A 19,985-nucleotide genomic window follows, 5' to 3' on the forward strand; every position below is an offset into this window, starting at 1 on the left:
AGACGAAGCTGGATATCATTGAACACAATTTGTTTGGGGTTGATATTAATCAAAACTCCGTCAATATTACTAGGCTTCGACTTTGGATTGAGTTGCTAAAGAATTCATATTATGAGGAAGATGGAAATCTTCGGACTATGCCAAATCTTGAAATGAATATCAAGGCTGGAAATTCAGTTGTGTTCAAGTATGCTTTGAATCGTAATCTTGGTGATGTCACAGCTCATACCGATTTGACAGTGACTGAGTTTAAAGAATTGGTTCAAGATTATCGCAATACAGATGATAAGGTGGTCAAGTCAAAAATTGAAAAGGCGATCGAAGATTTTAAGAACCAAATTATCAATAGCATTTTGGATAAAGGTGATCGGACTAAACTACGTAACCTGCACCAACAACGAAATGAGTTGCAGGGTGGAATGCTATTGTTTGAGACCAAGTATGAACGTGAAAAGCGAAAAAAGCAGATTAAAAAGCTTGATAAACAAATTGTTGTCAAAGAAGCTCGACTGAAAGAAGTAAATAAGGCCCCACTCTTTGCCAATTCATTTGAGTGGCGATTCGAATTTCCTGAGGCCCTTAATGGCAATGGGGCATATACTGGATTTGATTTAGTTGTTGCTAATCCACCTTATATTGGAATGAAAGGCCATAAAGATATTTTTGAAAGTGTTGCTCAAACTGATTTTGGGGCACAATGGTCGAAAGGCAAGATTGACTTCTTTTATTATTTTATTCACTTAGCAATCGATCTACTGAATAAAAATGGCTCTTTGGCATTTATCACTACTAATTATTGGCTTACTGCGACTGATGGAGCAGCTCTTCGTAATGATTTAATTAGTCGTATGCACTTGACTGATTTATTGAACTTTAAGGAATTAAAGATTTTTAGTTCGGCGCTCGGTCAGCACAACGTTATCACTTTTGGAACTAAAGCATCCTATCCTGGTGAAGTTAGCACATTAGTTACGAATGAGACGGGGTCTGCTCACAGTGATGTGTTTGAGCTCATAGTTGAGGGTAAGAACTCAAACACCGACTACGGACTTGTTCCACAAAGCGAATTGCAAGATCAGAGTACGGGATACTTTGTTTTAGATTCAGCATCTCGTGATGAATCGTTGACTGATTTAATTGTGAAACTTAAAAGCCAAAAAACGTTACTGTCGTATACTGAAAATCCTAAATTGGGACTGACAACGGGCTCAAATAAGATTTTCATTTGGGGAAAGGGGTCTGTGGAAGCAATGTCAATGACCGACTATGAACGCAATTTGTTCAAACCGCTTATAAATGGTAGTTCATTAACTACGGTTACAGAAAAAACTTTTCCAGATTCATATGTGATGTATATTGATCATACTGTTGACAAAAAAAAGATTCCAAACTTATTAAAATGGATTAAGAGTCAACCTGATTATGATAGACTTACGAAAAGGCGGGAAGTTACTAGCGGTCGCATACGATCGTTTGAACTATGGTGGCCGCGTGAACAATGGATGTTTGAAAGTAAATCAACCATTTATGTCCAAAAAAGAGCAAAAAATCCACGTTTCACGTTGAATACGCAAGGTTATTATCTAAAGGATGACTCGTATGCAATTACACTAAGTCAGGCATATCAAAGGCATGATAAATATACAAAAGTAATTTTGGCCGTACTGAACTCCACAATAGCTCATTTTTGGCTAGTGAAACTGGGACGCAAAAAGGGAAAGTCATTGGAATTATATCCACAAGTTCTTGCTACAATTCCAATGCCAAACGTGGAACTTATTAAGGAGACAGATATCATTAAACTAGATGACGCGATTAATTCTGGGAATCTCCTTGATGTAGCCGATCGATTTGCGGTGAATTGGTTCAATTTAGATATGGGAGATATTAATATAATGAATAAATACATCGTAGATAATCAATAAGTATGGTTGAGAAAAAACTTGCCATAGTTTATACAGGTTTAGTTAGAGTTTAATCAAGGGAACTCTGTATTATCAATGATGACTATGGTCAGTATATTTAAATAACCACTAACAAAGGGTCTATAATTATATAATGACCCCTAGGAAAGACTATTAAAACAGCCCCCATTATCTGACTAGTAGATAATGGGGGCTGTTTTTTTGTTAAGTGATATAATAAACCATAAAAGAAGTTTAGAAATACGGTCCTGGTCATCAATAAATAAACAATTTAATTATTTAATTTCAGAAAGGTATATATGAATCATGGCGCAACAAATTGTCCTACCGATCAAAGACTCCAACGTTTTAAAGATGGTACAAGATACACTTCTCGATAGTTTCCGTGCTGGTCGCCGAAATTACACCGTTTTTCAAGTTGGTAAGGCCACGCTACTACGTGTGAGTGATGTCATGACATTAAAAAAATCAGATGTCTATAATCCAGACGGCTCTGTCAAAAATACAGCCTTTATTCATGATAAAAAGACCGGTAAAGCAAACACGTTATATTTAAAGCCTGTTCAGCAAGACTTGTTGCAATATCATGATTGGTTGGTCCAAGAAAATATCAATTCTGAGTGGTTATTTCCCTCGACAGCCCATCATGATCACCATATCACCGAGAAACAGTTTTATAAAGTGATGGTGCGTGTTGGTGATCTACTAGGTATCAACTATTTAGGCACGCACACTATGCGTAAAACAGGTGCTTATCGTGTCTATACACAGTCAAATTACAATATTGGTTTAGTCATGCACTTATTGAATCACTCAAGTGAAGCCATGACACTGACTTACCTTGGGTTAGACCAAGCTAGTCGCGAAACGATGTTAGATCAAATTGATTTTGGTTAACCTATAAAAAAATTTTGCTCGTATACTGAAAATCCGGATTGCTTTATTTCTAGGACATAATCCGAGATAATCAAGTATAGGTTTTTTTTATTATGAAAGCTAAGAGATACTCAACTGAATTTAAATCATCAATCGTTGCCTTGTACAACGAGGGTCGTTCTGTTAATTCGCTGGCCAATGAATATCATTTGGCTGTACAAACGGTTACGGGCTGGGTCAAAAATCTCAAATCAATCCCAACTGCTCTTATACTAAAAATAGTCCATTTTTTTAGTACAAGAGCAGAAGTCCAAGCAGCCATTGGTTGGTATATCAATTTTTATAATCGAAATCGTATCTCAAATGTTGCCTAAGTAACTGAATAAAAATAGTCCAATTTATTGACTTCTGAGCACTATACTCTATTTTTACGGTGGCATTTCTAATTTGTTAAATTTTCATATTAAATTTTAATGTTCCTATCTATTTAACTCTAACTAACAGTTCAAGTGCCTTTTGATATTGCTCAGATCCTGTTTCTGCTTCTGAACAATTTCTAATATTTTCAGCAATAACTAACTTTATTGCCTTATCAAGACTTGCTCTGACAGCAGATAACTGTATGACGACCTCTTCACAAGGACGCTCTTCATCAATCATATTGACAATTCCATTTATTTGGCCTGCTGATCTCTTTAACCTATTTTGTATATTTTCATACTGATATGCTATTGTATTCATACCTGAACCTCATAAGTCAATTATTTTACAATGTTTTGTGGATACATCAACTGATACAGTGAAAACGCACCATCAAGATTTTTGACATTTCTGAATCCATTATTAATAAATATTCGTTCAGCTGTATAACTTCGTTGACCTGTAGCACACGATACAATGATACCAGTATCTTTTGGTATTTGATTAATACGGTCTCGTATTTTTTCTAACGGAATATTTATGAAACCATTAATTAATCCCATAGCTCTAATTTCCTGAGAAGATCGTACATCAATTAATAAGTAACCATCACGCCTGTAATTCTCTAATTCATTATATTGAATATTATGAGATCGACTATTAATAATATTTTCAGCCACATAACCGGAAATATGAACGGGATCTTTAGCTGCTCCGAAAGGAGGAGCATACGTTAATTCCAGTTCAGGTAAATCATCTACTTTCAGCCTAAATTTGATTGCCGTTGCAAGAAGATCAATACGCTTATCTACCCCTTCATTTCCAACAGCTTGGGCACCTATAATATCACCAGTATTTGTAAAAATAAGTTTTATCATAACTTGTGTTGCGCCAGGATAATAGCTTGCGTGATGATAAGAAAAAGTATGAGTCACATGATAATTTAAACCAAGTTGCTTTGCTTGTTTTTCATTAATACCTGTACTTGCAGCTGATTTAGAAAAAACCTTAACGATTGATGTGCCAATCTCAGGTTTATTTTTAATAGATAAACCGTGAATAGCATCAGCAACTTGTCGCCCATGTCTGTTTGCTGGTCCCGCTAATGGAATTAGTGTTTCCTGTTCAGTAATTTGATGAATAACACTGATAACGTCACCAATTGCATAAATGTTAGAGTCACTTGTTTTAAAATCATGATCCACAACAATGCCTTTATTGGGCCCAACTTTTAGGCCTGCAGCTATGGCTATATCAGAATTTGGTCGAATTCCTGCAGCAATAATAACAGCATCAGCTTGTATTGACATACCATTATCTAAATAAAGAATGTCTCTGCTCACCTTATTTATAGTAGTTCCCGTATTGATACGAACGTCATTTTTTATGAGCTCATTCGTAATCGACTGTGCCATCTCAATATCAAGATTTGGCAATATTTGGTTAGAACGTTCAATAAGATTGACTGAAAAACCTCTCTTAATCAAATTTTCAGTAACTTCTATACCAATAAATCCAGCACCAAGTACCGCAACCGTTTTAATACTCTCATCTAAATGGCTCATAATGTTATCTAAATCAGGGATATTACGTAATTGAAAAATGTTTGATTGAGTATGAAGCCCCTTAATCTTAGGTATTACAGGACTAGATCCTAAAGATAATATTAATTTATCATAATATAGCTTCTCTTGTTGGTCATCATGATTGACAGATATCATCTTATTATCTCTATCAATATGGGTCACTTCACTGTTAACACGTACATCTATATTAAACCTACTTCTTAAATCATCAGCGGTTTGCACAATTAATTGGGAGCGATGTTTAATCGTTTTGCTAATGTGGTAAGGTAACCCACAATTTGCAAAAGAAACGAAAGGGCCTTTTTCGAAGACTATAATTTCATCTTTTTCAGATAGCCTTCGCAGTCTAGTAGCAGCTGACATACCGGCTGCTACCCCCCCCACTATAATAATCCTCATGTTATACCTCTTAGATATACTTTTTTAAAGTATTTTCGATTTCATCTTTAGGATGAAATCCAACAATTTTATCAATGACTTGACCATTTTTCTTAATAATTAACGTGGGGATACCTTGAATGCCTAGTTGGCTGGCAACCTGTTTATTTTCATCGATATTTACTGAGGTAAACTTTATTTTACCGCCTAATTGATTTTCTTCTGATAAGTGTTGTAGTATAGGGTCCATCATCTTGCATGGCGGGCACCAATCAGCACGAAAATCGGTCAAAGTAACCCCTTCTTGTGTTTCATTTTCAAATGTACTATCAGTAATTTCTTTGATTGTTGCACTCATTTCTGCTTTCCTCCAAATATTCTAGGTTTCTATGATTAAGAAAGAAGGTAATATATACCCCCTAGGGTATATATTACCTTCTTTCTTAGTTTTTAGCAATCTCATCAACATGCTCAGAAGTCAATAAATTGGACTATTTTTTTAGTATAAGAGCAATTACTCGCGCCGGTAGATTTGTCCAACACCACGTCAATTCCGGTTACAACCATTCAGGCAACGACCCAGGCTAAACTTGCCGAGCTCCCACGAACAACCCAGCGGCTCGTCAACCCAGATCTTTACTCGGTCTACATGACGACCACACTCAGCCAGTTACAAACTAGTTTGTTGAATAAAATGACGATACTAGCAGATTAACAAACGAACACGCGTAGCAACGACCAAAGCCACTTCTGTACTTAGCGTTCAAATGACCGCTAAGTACAGAAGTGGCTTTAGTTTATATCAAGTAACAGTTAGCTCACTGACCAGTAATTTGATCATGTTCACCCGGGGTCAATATTTTGGTCATCACCGTAATCAAATACGCTTGTTCGCGCTCAATTTCAGTTCCCGGCAATTCCAGCATTAACTGCGCTAGGTAACCGAATAGCTGCGATAACAAACTTTGCAGTATCAAATCATTCGGCCAATCCACAATCAAATGATCTGCTTTTAGTTGATTTATGACACTTCCCATCTGCTTGACCATCTTAGGCGCAATCTGGCTAAGAATCTGTTCGCGTCGTTCGGTGTCAAAAGCTGCCATTTCAAAAATGACCTTTAACTCTTTCACGTTAGCTTTAGCAAATGCAACTCGGTCCGTAAAAATTGCTGTGACGAATGCCTGTAGACTGGGATAACGCTGCCGTAATTCATCCTCTGAAAAATCACTCACTAAGATTGGCACAATGTGCGCGGTAATTGGTGCTAAGATGGCATCCCGTAAGGCAGCCTTAGTCTTATACCGCCGATAGACCGTCCCCTCCGCAACGCCGGCCCGTTGTGCAATATCACTAGTACTGGTCTGGTCAAAACCCTTTTCAGCAAACAAATCGAGACTTGCCTGGAGGATGGCCCGTTGCTTAGGTGTAATCGTTTCATTCTGACTTAGATCCTGTTGAAAATAATCCCGTATCCGTGGTCGTTCCATATCCTCACACCTTCCGATAACGTTTCATTCCAACAATATTCAACATTGTTAGTACGACCATAAACCCTACTAATATTAACAAATTGACACCAATATCGCCAAGCCCAGCACCCTTTGTCACAACAGCCGTCATCGCATTAGCACCATAGTATAACGGCATGATGTGGGCAATTGCTTGCAACCAACTGGCCATGCCATCGACTGGAACCAACCCAGCAAAAAAGATTTGTGGTACAACAATCAGTGGAATAAACTGAATCATTTGAAATTCTGAGTTAGCAAAGGTGGAAATAAAGATACCCAAGGTCAAAGCTACTAACGCTAATAATAAGTTAGTCAGAAAGACCAGCCAAATACTACCAACTAAGTGAATCTTGAAGACCGTAATTGTGAAAACAACGGTCAGGACAGTCTGAATGATGGCAAAGCCCCCATAACCAATTAGATAGCCCATAATAATTTCACTCCGTCGAATTGGGGTTGCAAGTAGCCGGCTTAGGGTTCCAGTAGTGCGTTCATTCAAAAGTGAAACGCCAGAAATCAAGAACACAAAGAAGAAGACAAAGAAACCGAGAAAGGCTGGAAAAAAGTTTTCAAAGAACGTTGAATCACTACTACTATAAATATAATGAGACTTAGTCGTATAACTGGTTGCTTTAGCTGACTGAGTCGAACTAGACGTCGTGGCTGTGGCCTGCTTGAGTTGCTTTTGTAATTTCTCAGCAGTTGCCTGGTCACCGCGGGCCTGGGCTTGTGCAATGGCAGTCTTCAGCTTGGTCACCGTTGCTTGTGTCTGGGCTGCTGTCAGCTTCTTCAAAGCGGCTTGTTGCGATTCAAGGGCCGCGCGCTGTTTCTTAGTAACGGTCACCAGCGTCTTCATTTTCAACTTGACTAATCCTGATTGTAAACTCGCCTTAATTAAAGACGTGTTGGTTGGATTGCTATTTGAATAAGTAATCGTCAATTGACCATTTTTCTGAGTCAAATAGCCATCTAGATCATGCTGCTTAATCATTTTCCGTGCCTGTGAACTATCATAATGATGAATCGTCACGTTTTTGGTATCGATCACGTTAACCACGGATTGGTCTACATGATGAACACCCAAGCTTGCTACTTGCGTCGTGTTGTTTTGAAATAAGAAATACATCAGCGTCATAATCAGCAATGGTGCCAAAAACATCAGCGCCAAGGTACGCTTATCACGTAACATTTGCTTAAAAACTCGTTTAACTATTGCCATCGTTCGCATCTTGCATCCGCCCCGCTTTCATAAAGACCTGTTCGATCGTATCTACTGCATACTGTTGTTTCAGTGCCGCGGGTGTCCCCTCAGCAAGCGCAATCCCGTGCCGAATCAACATGAGATAATCACACCGTTCTGCTTCGTCCATGACATGCGTTGTCACGAGCATCGACTTACCGGTATCCTTGAGCTTATTTAGTTCGGTCCAAATTTGTTGCCGTAATTCTGGATCAATCCCAACGGTCGGTTCATCTAAAATCAATAATTGGGGATCCTGAATCAGGGCAATTGCCAACGACAAGCGCCGTTTCATCCCACCCGAATAGCCACTGACCCGCTTGTCTAATTGGGACGTTAAATCAACTAATCCTGCTGCATAATCAATCATCTGTGCTAACTTTATTTTTGGAACGCTCATCAATTGCCCAAACAAGGTTAGGTTTTCACGGGCCGTTAGTGTCTCATACAAAGCGTCACTTTGGGCCATATACCCTACTTGTGCCATTACCGCCCTATTGGGCATCACCGTATCCATGACTTTAACAGTGCCACTATCCACAACTTCCATCCCTAAAATACTCTTGATCAAGGTGGTCTTCCCAGCTCCTGATGGCCCAATCAAACCATAAATCATTCCAGCCGGCAGTGTCAAATCAATCTGATTGAGCACTTGCTGATGACCAAAGTGCTTGCTGACCTGCTTGGCGATGACATAATCCGTTGCCATTTTAATAACCCTCTTTCTCAAAGTGAGTATATACTCACTCACTTAATGGCTTTAGTATAATTCAGTACATATCGGTTTGTCAACATTAAAATAAGTTATCACTCACTTATTTTGTTTCCGGCCCATTTGTCACCGCATTGCAAACAAAAATACGCCACCCCGTTGTTGGGATGTCGCATTTTAATTAAATAGCAGCACTGATATAAGCGTTAGCAATGTTTAAGCCTACCGATTTTTTAATATTATTTTATTCATCAATTTCCGGCGCCGATCCAAGCTCTGCCTGAATCATCCAGATTTTCTTCTCAATTGCGGTTTTGAGACCAATGAAAATATCTTGGGTACTGAAGTCTTTTTCAACATCGGATACTTCAATGCCGTGTTGGTAAAGGTCTTCCAAGTAACGATAGCCATCAACTAAGTGTGCGAGGCGTTCTGGGGTTGTTTTGTCCCATTCACCAGGCCAGTCTTGAATCTTAGTGTTTTCGGCCATTTCTTTTAAGGTCGAGTAAGGACTGCCATCAAGCGCAATCAGCCGTTCAGAAATGACATCGAGTTGGCTGTCAATTTCTTCCATGAACTCATCCATCAAGGGGTGCAACTTCAAAAAGTTGGGTCCACGCATGTACCAATGCGTCTGATGGATAATCATTGACATCTGGCTCAAATCGGCAACGAGTTGATTTAATACTGCTTTGGTTTTCGTATATTTCATTAGATTGATCTCCTTTTGATATGGTTATTATAACATAGTGGTAGCTTAATCTGAAACGTTATACACTGGCAAATTAAGTTATTTATAGCCCGTAGAATTAAGTCGTTTTGAAAAGATGGAGACGTTATATGGTAGATTGTAAAATTAAATAAATCTACAATTGAATTTTATTTACCTTATGAAGATGTTCAAAACGCGTTAAAGGAAAGTGCGCAAAATCCCTTTATACGTACAAAGGATGAATGGGTAGTGGGTAACAATGAGTGTAAATTAAATAAGGCACAAAAAAGGATGCTTAAGGATAAAGAAATATATAATCATTTCAATTTAGAAAATATTTCCAGTTCCATCAAAACGGAGCTAAACAAGATAGTGCATGACATCGATGACTAATACTTTAACACCAAACAGAAAGGGGCTATGAATATATAGGGTCTATAACTTACCAAATCGCCCCTCAAAATCATTGTTAAAATAGCCCCCAATATCTATATTATAGATATTGGGGGCTATTTTAATTTATTTTTTTATAAGTGCCCCTAAACTATAGTTATTGATTCAAGATTTCATGGGAGCCAGTTGCAACCAATAACAAAATCAATTCATCATGATCTAGCTGATAAATAACAATCCAGTTGTCATAATTTTTACCATAGTTTCCATATCTGGCAGGGTGAAATTCACGATAGCCACGCCAATTTCCTTTTAATGCATGATCTTTAATCTGTTTCAAAACAAGTACATCTTGTTCAACAATTGCTTCTAAACAAGGCTTCAAGACAGTTATTGGGAAATGTTTTTTGACTAGTTTTTTTAATTCACGTTCAAAAGATTTGGCCTGTTTAATTTGCATCTAACTTATCGATCCAATCTTCAAAGTCAGTCAATGAACCAATGTTTTTGACCTGCCCTGTTTCTGCTTCTTTTTTAGCGGCTAAGGCTTCCGGAGAATCTAAAAAGCTGACTAATCGAACTTCATTATTGGCCGCTTTAACTAACGATAAGCGTATATACTCAGAAACGGTTAGCCCTTGTTTTGCTAGATTAGCTTTAGCCCGTTCACTAATGTCAGGTGTTACACGAGTTGAAATTGTCTTGTTTTTAATAATAGTATTACTCATACTAATCCGCCTCCTTTAAGTTTACCATCGTACTACATTATAATATTCGATTTTTAAGTTTTCTGCAACTAAATTAATTTTAAAGTAAAGGAACTAACAGCTTATGCAACAAGTTGTCTTACCCATCAAAGATCTGGCTTTTTAAAATCGTATCTTGTTTATCATGACGACTTATCTGATAGTGTTTCCAATGATAATACGTACTTTTAGAAAGCCCTAAGGCTTTCAAGATTATCCAGAGGCGGTGTTTACATAATTGTTCGTTGATAAAGTCTATGGCTTTAACTTTGCCTAATGCCTTCCCAGTAACACCGCCGCTGCTTTTAAAATTTCATTTTCTTCTTTTAACTGCTGGTTTTCTTTCTGTAGTCGCTTGAAGGCTTCAACACTCGTTACGCCACCGTCAGGTAGTTCAACTAATTTGGCCCGCTTGATCCAATGACTGATGGTGGTTGGATGAACCCCATATTCATTGGCTAAGGATTTCTTTGAACGATTTTCATTGTGATAAAGCTTAACGATGTTGTTTTTAAATTCATCTGAATAATATTTCATAAAAAAAACTCCTATTCTGATTTTTATCATTATGACACAAAATCTAATGAATTTGGTACCAAATTTCAGTATAGGAGCAGACTCGTCTTTTTTGATGCAAAGTTGAAAACAAATCGTTGTTCAAAATCATGAACTTGAAGTAGACTTAAGTTATTATTGAGTTAGGAGATTCATATCATGACAACAAACAATGATCATTACAATGAAGCTGAATTACTTGCCAGCTATTTTTTCGAAACTGCAAATAACTCAGAACTATTACAGCAAAAGTTAACTGATGTTCAACAAATCGAACAAGCACTGCAAACTTTAATGGCTCTCTGTGGTCAAGACGACAATAATCCCGATTTAGATAAAACGCCCTTTCGTGTGGTAAAAGCCTTTCTTGAATACACCAGTGGTTACCGCGAAGATCCTACTGCCCATCTAGAAAAAGTCTTTGATATTCAACAAAATGATCCTATTATTGTAAAAGATATCGAATTTTATTCGATGTGCGAACATCATTTTGCACCCTTCTTTGGCGTAGCTCACGTTGCATATCTTCCTGATCAAAAAGTCACCGGACTTTCCAAAATTGCACGGGTCGTTGAAGGTTACGCGCGGCGTTTCCAAGTTCAAGAGCGCTTAACGAATCAAATTGCCGATGCAATTGATACCGTCTTGCAGCCTAAAGGGGTTATGGTAGCTATTGAAGCGAAGCATTTATGTGTTTCAAGTCGCGGCGCTAAAAAAGAACGAGCGCAAACTTTCACGCTGGCTAGTCGTGGTGCTTACATTAAAGATAGCCAATTGCGGTCAGAATTTATGACTGCTATTAAGTGAGGTCACTAATGAGTAAAAGAGTCGCTTTTATTACAGGGAGTACTACGGGACTGGGCGTGCAAATGGCCCATAAACTTGCTCAAGCAGGCTATCAATTAGCCTTAAATTACCGACACAGTCAAACAGCTGCGTTACAATTACAACAAGATTTGGCACGATGCTATCAAGTCAATGCTCGCCTTTACCAAGGCGATGTAAGCCAACAAGCTGACGTGGTACGAATGATTGAACAAATTAAACTTGATTTTGGTAACTTAGATATTTTAATTCTTAACGCTGGTCCCTTTATTCACGATAAATTAAAACTCGTCGACCATACCCCAGCCCAGTGGCATGACATGATGAGTGCTAACCTTGATAGTTTTTTCTATTTAGTTAAGGCAACGGTACCTATGATGGAAAAACAAAATTGGGGCCGCATTATTGCGCTAGGCTTTGACCAAATTGACCAAGTCTCGGGTTGGCAATATCGTGGTGCTTATGCCGCCGCTAAAACTGGTGTGGCCGCGGCGATTAGAACTTTAGCGCTTGAAGAAAAAGACCATCAAATTACTGCAAATATGGTCTGCCCCGGTGATATTAAAGCTGATCTTAAAGAAGCTGACATTGAACAAGCCGAGAAACTTGCACCTAATCAGACTAAACGAAAAGCTGCTGGTGAAGATGTTGCTCGCGTTATTGCCTTTTTATGTGCAGAAGATTCAGACTATTTAACCGGCAACATCATTAACTTAGCTGGCGGCGAAAATATTATTCATCGTCATGACTAAAATTTAAACTACTAGTAACAACTAAATATGGTATAAAATTAGCCTTCCGAAAATCACTCAATATTTTCGGAAGGCTATTTCTATTCTTGATAAATTTTAAATAGCCACACTTTGACCGACGCCGCCAGCAAATATAACCAGTTATTGAACACCATGGTGTCTTAACATGTCTTTCAGTTCCGGGAAGCCCAATTCGAAATGCGCCACTTCATGTGCATCAGAACCTAAAGTGAATTTAGTGCCACCAAGTGACTGCCATAACTCAATCGCATATTCATATAGCCTAAATTATGACGCAAAACAATACTTTTAGCATTCACTTCCAGTGTCAAATCATGTGCAATCGCATTGCGAAACACTTGCACCAGCATTGGTTCTGCTAACCGTTGGAGACTGTAAAATAGTTTGTGTAAGGATGAATGATTCCTTAAATTAATTTTCAAAAACATTAGAAAAAGGAGTTCCTTTCTCGTATGATTGGTTTGAACAAAAAACACATACAGAAAGAGGAACTCCTTCATGAATGATTTTACCAAAAATATGGCTCAAGCTCTATTCAATCAAGACAAAATAAACGATTTATTGCGCAAAGAACTCCAGCAAGCAGTTAATGACTTGTTAGAAGCTGAATTAACTGCCTTTTTAGGTTATGATCCTTATGCAAGAGACGGCTGGAATACTGGTAATTCTAGAAATGGCGCGTATTTCCGTAAAATTGATACCCAGTTTGGATCAATTGAAATCCAGGTGCCACGAGATCGCAATGGTATGTTTCATCAACACACTCTGCCAGACTATAAACAACATACTGATCTCTTAGAAGATATGGTTATAAAGCTTTATTCTAAAGGTGTAACCACTAGAGAAATAGCTAATTTGATCGAAAAAATGTATGGCAGCCATTATAGTCCCGCTCAAGTGTCTAATATCTCTAAGCAAATGATTCCTAAAGTTGAGGCTTATCACAAGCATAAACTGAGCGATAAGTTCTTTTGTGTTTATCTTGATGCAACGTATATACCGTTGCGTCGAGAAACTTTTGAACGAGAAGCAGTATATATTGCCATTGGTATCAAGCCCAACGGTCACAAAGAAGTGATCGATTATTGCATAGCTCCTAGCGAAAATATCGAAGTCTGGACGGAGTTGCTTCAAAATATGAAAAGCAGAGGCCTTAAACAAGTTGAATTATTTTTATCAGATGGTGTTGTGGGTATGAAAACTGCACTAATGCAAACTTATCCTAAAGCTCACTTCCAGCGCTGTTTGGTTCACGTCATGCGTAATATCTGCGCTAAAGTACGTGTAGAAGACCGTGAGGCAATTATGAACGAATTCAAGCAGATTCACCAGCAAGCCAATAAAGCAGCTGCTGTTGATGTATTGCATGCCTTCTATGCCAAATGGGACAAGAGTTATAATCATGTCATAAGAAACCTGAAAGACATCGAGCCGGACCTGCTAGTTTTTTATAACTATCCGAAACAGATCAGAAGTTCAATCTATTCAACTAACATGATTGAATCCTTTAATAATGTTGTTAAGCGCAAAGCCAAACCTAAAGCAGAGTTTCCAACTGAACAGTCGCTTGATACTTTTATTGGAATACAAGCAATGAGCTACAATGATCGATATTTCAAGCGAATCCACAAAGGCTTTGGTCAGGTTCAGAACACCTTAGAATCTTACTTTGATTAAATAAAGAATAAAAAATCAATCTATGAGAAAGATCTATTTACACAAAAGATTTGACAGTTTCTGATTTTTTGACGCTGATTAATGACTTTACTTATATTTTATGCTCTTAACTAAACAAGTCAATTAATGCTAAATAAAAAAGCCTGAATCAAGTGATCCAAGCTTTTTATCAGGTATAACTTATTCCAATTTTTGTTCTAACCATGCTTTTAAAACCACAGCTTGATTGTGTTGCTCGTTTTTGGCACCATAAATTAAAATTACATCTTCACTTTGTAAACAGAGACTAATAAAATCAAGCACCGCTGCACTTAATGGATTGGCGGCAATTTCAGCAAGATAGCGTTGCTTGAATTCAGGATAGCGCTCTTCTTGATGATTAAACCATTTCCTTAACTCAGAACTTGGCGCTAATTCTTTAAGCCACCATTGATAAGGTAAATCAGCTTTAGCGAGCCCCCGAGGCCACAAGCGATCCACTAAAATTTTATAACCAGATGCCCGTTTAACTGCTGCTTGATCATAAGTGCGAATTAATTTAATTTGTGGCATAACAACTTGAACCTCCTTTTAAAAATCACATTTTATAACGTGGATAATGGCTGATTAGTATCGGCAAACCGTTCTGAATCTAATGGTTGACGGTGTGACATTAATTCGGTAACGTCAGCACGCTCGTCATTACCATTAGCAAACAAAATAGCCAATGGTACTTGATTTTCATCAACATAAGCAATTGTAAACTTACCAGAATCAAGATTACCGCGGATAAAAGTTTGATCCCACTTAGTCGTATGACCTAAATATTCAAAGGTTTGATCATACTGATCTGTCCAAAAATATGGTAAGACATCATAAGGCTGACTTTGTGGCTGGATCAGATTAGCGGCAACATTTTTACCGTGACTTTGCGCATTTTCCCAATGTTCCACATGAATCTCTTCACCCTGGAACGGCCAAATAGTAGCATCGCCAACAGCGTAAACATCTTTCAGTGCTGTTTCGCCATATTCATTAACGGCAATATTCTGCCCTAATTCCAAATGATCTGCTTTAATTGACGTGTTAGGAACTGCACCAACACCAACAACAACCATTTGTGCAGGAATTGTTGCACCCGTATCAGTTACCACCCCAGTGACTTGATGCTGTTGGTCATGCGTAAACGATTCAACACCACTACCTAAAACAAATTTGACGCCCTGTTCTTGATGTATCTTAACGAAATATTCTGAAGCCTGTGGACCAACTACACGTCCCAATGGATGTTGACCATGTTCAACAACTGTGACATTAAGGCCTAACTTTCTAAAGGAGCTAGCCAATTCTAAACTAATAAACCCAGCGCCAATTAAGACCACATCTTTAACTTGCTCGCTCCACTGCTTAATCTTGATCGCATCGTGATAACTTCTTAAGTAAAAAATTCCTTCAGCGTCATCATTAGGCAAGTGCAAATGACGTGACTCTGCACCCATAGCTAGAACAAGTTGACCATAAGTAATTTCTTGATGATCTGCTGTGACAACTTTCTTCTTCTCATCATGAACCGCCACAACTTCGGTATTTAATTGTAACTTAATCTCATTTTCAGCAAAGAACGATTCCGGTTTAAAAATAGGTGCATCTAACTTCTTGCCTGTCAGCCAATTTTTAGATAATTTATAACGATTATAAGGCAGTGCGTCTTCGCGATCAATTAAACAAATACTACCTGAAAAACCTTTAGTCCGTAATGCCTTCACCAAATAAAATCCGGCCGTTGAACCACCGACAACTACAATATCAAACTTCATAGAGATCCTCCTAATCTGAATTCGAATTATAACTTAAGTCTAATGCAAAAAGAATAACCACGCAAAATATCGGCTTGTTAGTCTAGCCGATTGACCAAATAAAAACACCATCCAAAAAGGACGAGAGCGTCAAGAAGTTTGTGTAAATAACAAGAAGACTTCTTCGTATCATTTTGTCTAGCTTAAAACATTGATTCTAAAGTATCTTGGCACTGCTTAAAGCCATTATGAGCTCTGCCGAAGTATTTCTCGTTGTACTCTAAGATAATTGTCGCAAGGAAACGGTCAAGTGCTGATTCATTTGGAAATTGTTCTTTGACTTTTGTCTTGCGCTTCAGCTTTTTATTGAATGATTCAATAATGTTCGTTGAGTAAATTGTTCTGCGAATACTCGGAGGAAATTCTAAGAAGGTTAGTAAATTAGACGTACTGGCTAAATTTCTAACCATTCGAGGATACTTTGACTCCCAATGATCGATAAAACGATTTAAAATTAGCTGGGCTTCATCACGTGTTTTTGCTCTGTGGAGTTCTTTGAACTCATTAACGACCTCTGCACGGTCGTTTACGCGAACTTTCTGCATGATATTCCGTGACATATGGATCAGACAGCGTTGAAATTTAGCTTGAGGATAATTGTGGTTAAGCGCTGAATCTAAGCCAACTAAGCCATCTGCGATGACTAACTGGACGTGTTTAATACCACGACTGACTAAACCAGTTAGTAATTCGGACCAAACTTCTGAATTTTCCGTTGGTGCAATACAGTAATCTAAAATTTCTTTATGACCATCTGCTTTAATACCTAAAGCGACATAAACCGACTCTTTTTGAACCGTATCACGACGTAAGGGCACATAAGTTGCATCAAGGAAAAGACAGACGTAGTCTGTCGAACTAAACCGCCGCTGATGATAAGCAGTCACTTGATCCTCAACAATGGCTGTAATGTTGGAAATCGTAGTGGGTGAATAATGAGTTCCATACATCTTTTCGATTAAGTCAGCTATTTCTCGAGTTGTAATTCCTTTTTCGTATAACTGTATAATCGTCGTTTCCAGTGCATCTACTCTTCGAGAATAAGGTGGGATTAAGTTAGCCTTAAACTCGCCCTTGCGATCACGTGGGACACAGATACTCAGCTTTCCATACTCTGAATCAATTTGACGAAAATATTGGCCATTTCGAGAGTTACCAGAGTTGAAACCTTGACGATCATAAGGATCGTAGCCTAGAACAGAAGTTAACTCGGCTTGAAGTAACGTATTTAATGTATCCTGCAGTTGTTTTCTAAAAACTTCTTTTAAATCACCATGAGATAGTAGTACATTTGCCAATTCTTTGTTAAACTGATTCATAGGGGAAGACCTCCGTTGATTTGGTTTAGACGCTTATAATCATACGGGGAAGGTCTTCCTTTTTTCAATACTCATTTACACAAAATATTTTACACTCTCTTGTAGACAGAAAGTATATGAAAAACTTTTTTAATCTCAAATCTATATGGTTATCAAATATTGATACTTTTACAAAAAATAGTGAAGAAGCTGCTGATAACTTAATTGATGATAAATTTGAGGGAAAACTTGAAAAGCTAGCGTTAGACATGCCAGCTTTTATAACTAGTTTTACAGAACTAGATATAAACTCCTTTGACAAAAACGGTTTTGTAAAGGAAGAAATATCATGCTCATTAATAAAATGCGAAGAAAAATTAGGCAAGAATCGTGACTTTATTTTTATTCCTTATCAAAATATGATTCACTTATTGAATGTAATTAAGGAGTGCCAAGCAGGTAAGCGAGAAGGTATCCTAAAAGAAACAACAATATTTGCTCGAAAAGTTTGGTATATCACGGATTACGTAAATAGAATGGACAAACTTGAAAAAGACTATTTTGAAGGTAAAAAGTCTGTGGAGCAAGTTGGCCGAGGCATGCTAGGAACGAAGTCAATGAAGTACTCAATACAAAACGAATTCAGATTGGGCATTGTGTTTCCATACAAAAAATCAAATTATGGTAATGAAGCTGGTACAAACTTAGGCATACAACCTTCTTTTTGCTTTGCGACACAATACTTCAAAAAAGAGGAACTAAGGTCATTGAGTATAGAAAAGCTGAATTAATAGTACTAAACCGAAAATAGCCACTAGGGTATACCTTATTGGCTTTACTTGGCTGTATGAACTGATGCCACCTGCAATAGTTCAGTAGGATTGTCCAAATTAGGCGATATTTATCAAACAGTATGCAAGCTAATTTCGTGTTTGAAGATGGTAAAGGTTTGATATACATGCTGCTGTCACCACACAGAGGGCACCAGCCCCGAATAGCCAGATTCAGTTCCAGGTCTGCCGGATCCAAGACGACGAGCAGGGTTGTTGCAATAATTACCACGAAAGAAGGTTGCCAAGTTTTTGACAAGCATCAACGTGCAATAAGGACGGTAAGCTAACCGTAACGCCAAAAGCTGATAAAACCGCGGAGTATGCTGGTAACCCAGCAAAACCAACGACTCCAGCACCTAAGTCAACGGTTACTAAAGTAGTTAAGATGGCCCAAACTGGTCATCACCAAGCTTGGTTTGATCGATTGGTGGCTTGGTTCAAATAATTGCTAGTTTGAGGGCTCAGCACGTATACTAATGGTGTTAAGAAATGACTACTGGCCAATAATGGGAGGAATCAACATGGCTGATAATGTGTTAATGGCCTATCATATTGTGCATGATCCTGATGAGCGGGCAAAACATGTTTTGAATATGAAAAAGTTGTATAAGTGGCGGATTACCGAAAAGACGAAGGGCACCCCGGTAGTTGGTAATGTGGCGTTAGTCCAAACCCAGTTTGCGAAGCGCACCCCAGTTATGATTTATGCGACGAAGGAAGTTGCCAATGATTTGAGTGACTTACAATCAGTTAAAGTCTTTACGAACAATCGTGATCAAGAGACGGTTAATCAAACCTTTGATGAACTGCTTAAATAGATTAGTGGTCTATAACAATGTGGAATCATTAACATTGTTATGGACCATTTTTGCTAACAAGAAGTGCTAATGTAAAACATACTTGAAATAGCCATGGTGGCAGTTGTGAATACATATTTTGCGCCCAGTATATAAGTTTAACTTAGCTATTATTCCACTAGATTTAGAATGCTAATACTTGCTGATGGATATAAGAATTTAAATGAATTGATAGAATGATGGTAGTAGTCGCCAAAACTATTGACTGGTTAACAGTTGATTTATATGTGCCAGTTATGCTGATGGCCTATTCTCTAATGAATAGTAGGCTCTATACATGTAATAAGAGTGAAGGTCGAATAGGCTTGAGCAACTTAAAAAATAGTTTTTGTTCAAACTTCCTTCGGATTGATTTTACAATCTACCTTGCGGCACTGAGTTTAGCAATCTAATATCATTTGAATCACAATACGGTATTTAGACCTATTACTGCCATGCTTACACGCCGGCTGAACGCGGCAGTAATGAACGATTTAATCAGAACTTACGTTATTTTTACCCTAAATAGAATTGTTTTGAACACATTGGTACTCAAGATTTAACAACTACGTTACTACAAATTAATCAGAGACCGCTTAAAGTACCCAACTGACAAACACTTTACCAAGTTATGTTGACCAATTTGCCAAAAAAATCAGATTAAATTTGTAATTTACCATCATACATTGGATATTTAAGCCAAATAGCTAGTAACTGTTGCTTGACTAATTGACTCCGACGAGAAGTTTTGCTGGGTTACCAATGACAATAACCATCATACGTTGAACTGGAAAACTTTAGCGTTTTTAAAATATGAGGAATGCGGTGCTGGGCTTGTAAACTAGCCTAAA

The 19,985-nt window shown here is 37.9% G+C and carries 22 protein-coding genes and 1 pseudogene; 10 read left to right on the forward strand and 13 right to left on the reverse strand.

The window, feature by feature from the left end:
- The 3 genes from AC1RPG_RS07380 to AC1RPG_RS07390 form a co-directional block, all read left to right on the forward strand.
- A partial coding sequence (locus tag AC1RPG_RS07380; RefSeq protein ID WP_481762416.1) for an Eco57I restriction-modification methylase domain-containing protein occupies window positions 1–1,925 on the forward strand: 1,925 nt, incomplete at its 5' end.
- A gap of 306 nt (window positions 1,926–2,231) precedes the next feature.
- Entirely contained in the window at window positions 2,232–2,822 is a 591-nt protein-coding gene (locus tag AC1RPG_RS07385) for a site-specific integrase (protein WP_150262567.1), read from the forward strand.
- A gap of 92 nt (window positions 2,823–2,914) precedes the next feature.
- Complete coding sequence (locus AC1RPG_RS07390) at window positions 2,915–3,175, forward strand: transposase (protein ID WP_263317203.1); 261 nt, start codon at window positions 2,915–2,917, stop codon at window positions 3,173–3,175.
- Window positions 3,176–3,284: 109 nt separating this feature from the next.
- Here AC1RPG_RS07390 and AC1RPG_RS07395 read toward each other — a convergent pair whose 3' ends face one another.
- Genes AC1RPG_RS07395 through trxA form a run of 3 tightly spaced genes read right to left on the reverse strand, consistent with a single transcriptional unit; the run spans window position 3,285 to window position 5,543 of the window.
- Window positions 3,285–3,542, reverse strand: a complete 258-nt coding sequence (locus AC1RPG_RS07395; protein WP_010276712.1) for a metal-sensitive transcriptional regulator — start codon at window positions 3,540–3,542, stop codon at window positions 3,285–3,287.
- 20 nt (window positions 3,543–3,562) lie between these two features.
- Complete coding sequence (locus AC1RPG_RS07400) at window positions 3,563–5,206, reverse strand: FAD-dependent oxidoreductase (RefSeq protein ID WP_481762417.1); 1,644 nt, start codon at window positions 5,204–5,206, stop codon at window positions 3,563–3,565.
- A gap of 10 nt (window positions 5,207–5,216) precedes the next feature.
- The gene (gene trxA / locus AC1RPG_RS07405) at window positions 5,217–5,543 is read right to left on the reverse strand and encodes a thioredoxin (protein ID WP_010276702.1); all 327 of its coding nucleotides are present in this window, start codon (window positions 5,541–5,543) and stop codon (window positions 5,217–5,219) included.
- 174 nt (window positions 5,544–5,717) lie between these two features.
- On the opposite strand from trxA, the gene AC1RPG_RS07410 reads away from it, so the two are divergent.
- A complete protein-coding gene (locus AC1RPG_RS07410) occupies window positions 5,718–5,900 on the forward strand; it encodes a hypothetical protein (protein WP_224142993.1) in 183 nt (60 codons plus the stop codon).
- 103 nt (window positions 5,901–6,003) lie between these two features.
- On the opposite strand, the gene AC1RPG_RS07415 is transcribed toward AC1RPG_RS07410, so the two are convergent.
- The 7 genes from AC1RPG_RS07415 to AC1RPG_RS07445 form a co-directional block, all read right to left on the reverse strand.
- Complete coding sequence (locus AC1RPG_RS07415) at window positions 6,004–6,675, reverse strand: TetR/AcrR family transcriptional regulator (protein ID WP_481762418.1); 672 nt, start codon at window positions 6,673–6,675, stop codon at window positions 6,004–6,006.
- Window positions 6,676–6,679: 4 nt separating this feature from the next.
- A complete protein-coding gene (locus AC1RPG_RS07420) occupies window positions 6,680–7,927 on the reverse strand; it encodes an ABC transporter permease (RefSeq protein ID WP_014975085.1) in 1,248 nt (415 codons plus the stop codon).
- Window positions 7,905–8,648 carry an ABC transporter ATP-binding protein gene (locus tag AC1RPG_RS07425; RefSeq protein ID WP_014975086.1) on the reverse strand — a complete coding sequence of 248 codons (744 nt, stop codon included), beginning with the start codon at window positions 8,646–8,648 and terminating at the stop codon, window positions 7,905–7,907. Before AC1RPG_RS07425 ends, AC1RPG_RS07420 begins: the two co-directional genes overlap by 23 nt.
- A 247-nt stretch (window positions 8,649–8,895) precedes the next feature.
- Window positions 8,896–9,363, reverse strand: coding sequence for a Dps family protein (locus AC1RPG_RS07430; RefSeq protein ID WP_003587210.1), 468 nt, complete (start codon window positions 9,361–9,363; stop codon window positions 8,896–8,898).
- Window positions 9,364–9,913: 550 nt separating this feature from the next.
- Window positions 9,914–10,216, reverse strand: a complete 303-nt coding sequence (locus AC1RPG_RS07435; protein ID WP_050340497.1) for a type II toxin-antitoxin system YafQ family toxin — start codon at window positions 10,214–10,216, stop codon at window positions 9,914–9,916.
- Window positions 10,206–10,484: a plasmid mobilization protein gene (locus tag AC1RPG_RS07440; protein WP_003625288.1), complete on the reverse strand. Its 279-nt coding sequence runs from the start codon at window positions 10,482–10,484 to the stop codon at window positions 10,206–10,208. Before AC1RPG_RS07440 ends, AC1RPG_RS07435 begins: the two co-directional genes overlap by 11 nt.
- Window positions 10,485–10,775: 291 nt before the next feature.
- A complete protein-coding gene (locus AC1RPG_RS07445) occupies window positions 10,776–11,039 on the reverse strand; it encodes a transposase (RefSeq protein WP_481762419.1) in 264 nt (87 codons plus the stop codon).
- A 177-nt stretch (window positions 11,040–11,216) separates the two neighbouring features.
- Between AC1RPG_RS07445 and folE the strand changes: the two genes are divergently transcribed.
- The 3 genes from folE to AC1RPG_RS07460 all read left to right on the forward strand — a co-directional run bounded on the left by folE (window position 11,217) and on the right by AC1RPG_RS07460 (window position 14,332).
- Entirely contained in the window at window positions 11,217–11,864 is a 648-nt protein-coding gene (gene folE / locus AC1RPG_RS07450) for a GTP cyclohydrolase I FolE (RefSeq protein WP_481762420.1), read from the forward strand.
- Window positions 11,865–11,872: 8 nt separating this feature from the next.
- Window positions 11,873–12,634, forward strand: a complete 762-nt coding sequence (locus AC1RPG_RS07455; protein WP_481762421.1) for an SDR family oxidoreductase — start codon at window positions 11,873–11,875, stop codon at window positions 12,632–12,634.
- A 519-nt stretch (window positions 12,635–13,153) separates the two neighbouring features.
- Entirely contained in the window at window positions 13,154–14,332 is a 1,179-nt protein-coding gene (locus AC1RPG_RS07460) for an IS256 family transposase (protein WP_068222488.1), read from the forward strand.
- A 180-nt stretch (window positions 14,333–14,512) separates the two neighbouring features.
- On the opposite strand, the gene AC1RPG_RS07465 is transcribed toward AC1RPG_RS07460, so the two are convergent.
- From AC1RPG_RS07465 to AC1RPG_RS07475, 3 genes are all read right to left on the reverse strand, one after another.
- Window positions 14,513–14,884 (reverse strand): DUF488 domain-containing protein, encoded by a 372-nt coding sequence (locus tag AC1RPG_RS07465; protein ID WP_019039877.1) that lies wholly within the window; start codon window positions 14,882–14,884, stop codon window positions 14,513–14,515.
- A 32-nt stretch (window positions 14,885–14,916) separates the two neighbouring features.
- Window positions 14,917–16,128, reverse strand: a complete 1,212-nt coding sequence (locus AC1RPG_RS07470) for an NAD(P)/FAD-dependent oxidoreductase (RefSeq protein WP_481762422.1) — start codon at window positions 16,126–16,128, stop codon at window positions 14,917–14,919.
- A 182-nt stretch (window positions 16,129–16,310) separates the two neighbouring features.
- Window positions 16,311–17,486, reverse strand: coding sequence for an IS256 family transposase (locus AC1RPG_RS07475; protein WP_010492178.1), 1,176 nt, complete (start codon window positions 17,484–17,486; stop codon window positions 16,311–16,313).
- A gap of 116 nt (window positions 17,487–17,602) precedes the next feature.
- Here AC1RPG_RS07475 and AC1RPG_RS07480 point away from each other — a divergent pair, with 116 nt between their 5' ends.
- The 3 genes and pseudogenes from AC1RPG_RS07480 to AC1RPG_RS07490 all read left to right on the forward strand — a co-directional run.
- The gene (locus AC1RPG_RS07480; RefSeq protein WP_481762423.1) at window positions 17,603–18,256 is read left to right on the forward strand and encodes a hypothetical protein; all 654 of its coding nucleotides are present in this window, start codon (window positions 17,603–17,605) and stop codon (window positions 18,254–18,256) included.
- 563 nt (window positions 18,257–18,819) lie between these two features.
- Window positions 18,820–19,116 carry a DUF5839 family protein gene (locus tag AC1RPG_RS07485; protein WP_019040614.1) on the forward strand — a complete coding sequence of 99 codons (297 nt, stop codon included), beginning with the start codon at window positions 18,820–18,822 and terminating at the stop codon, window positions 19,114–19,116.
- Window positions 19,117–19,525: 409 nt separating this feature from the next.
- Window positions 19,526–19,747 (forward strand): annotated as a pseudogene (locus tag AC1RPG_RS07490) (IS30 family transposase); the annotation flags it as partial.
- Between the last annotated feature and the right edge of the window lie 238 nt (window positions 19,748–19,985).

The sequence above is a fragment of the Dellaglioa sp. CoH-57-MRSF-18 genome, assembly GCF_056781995.1.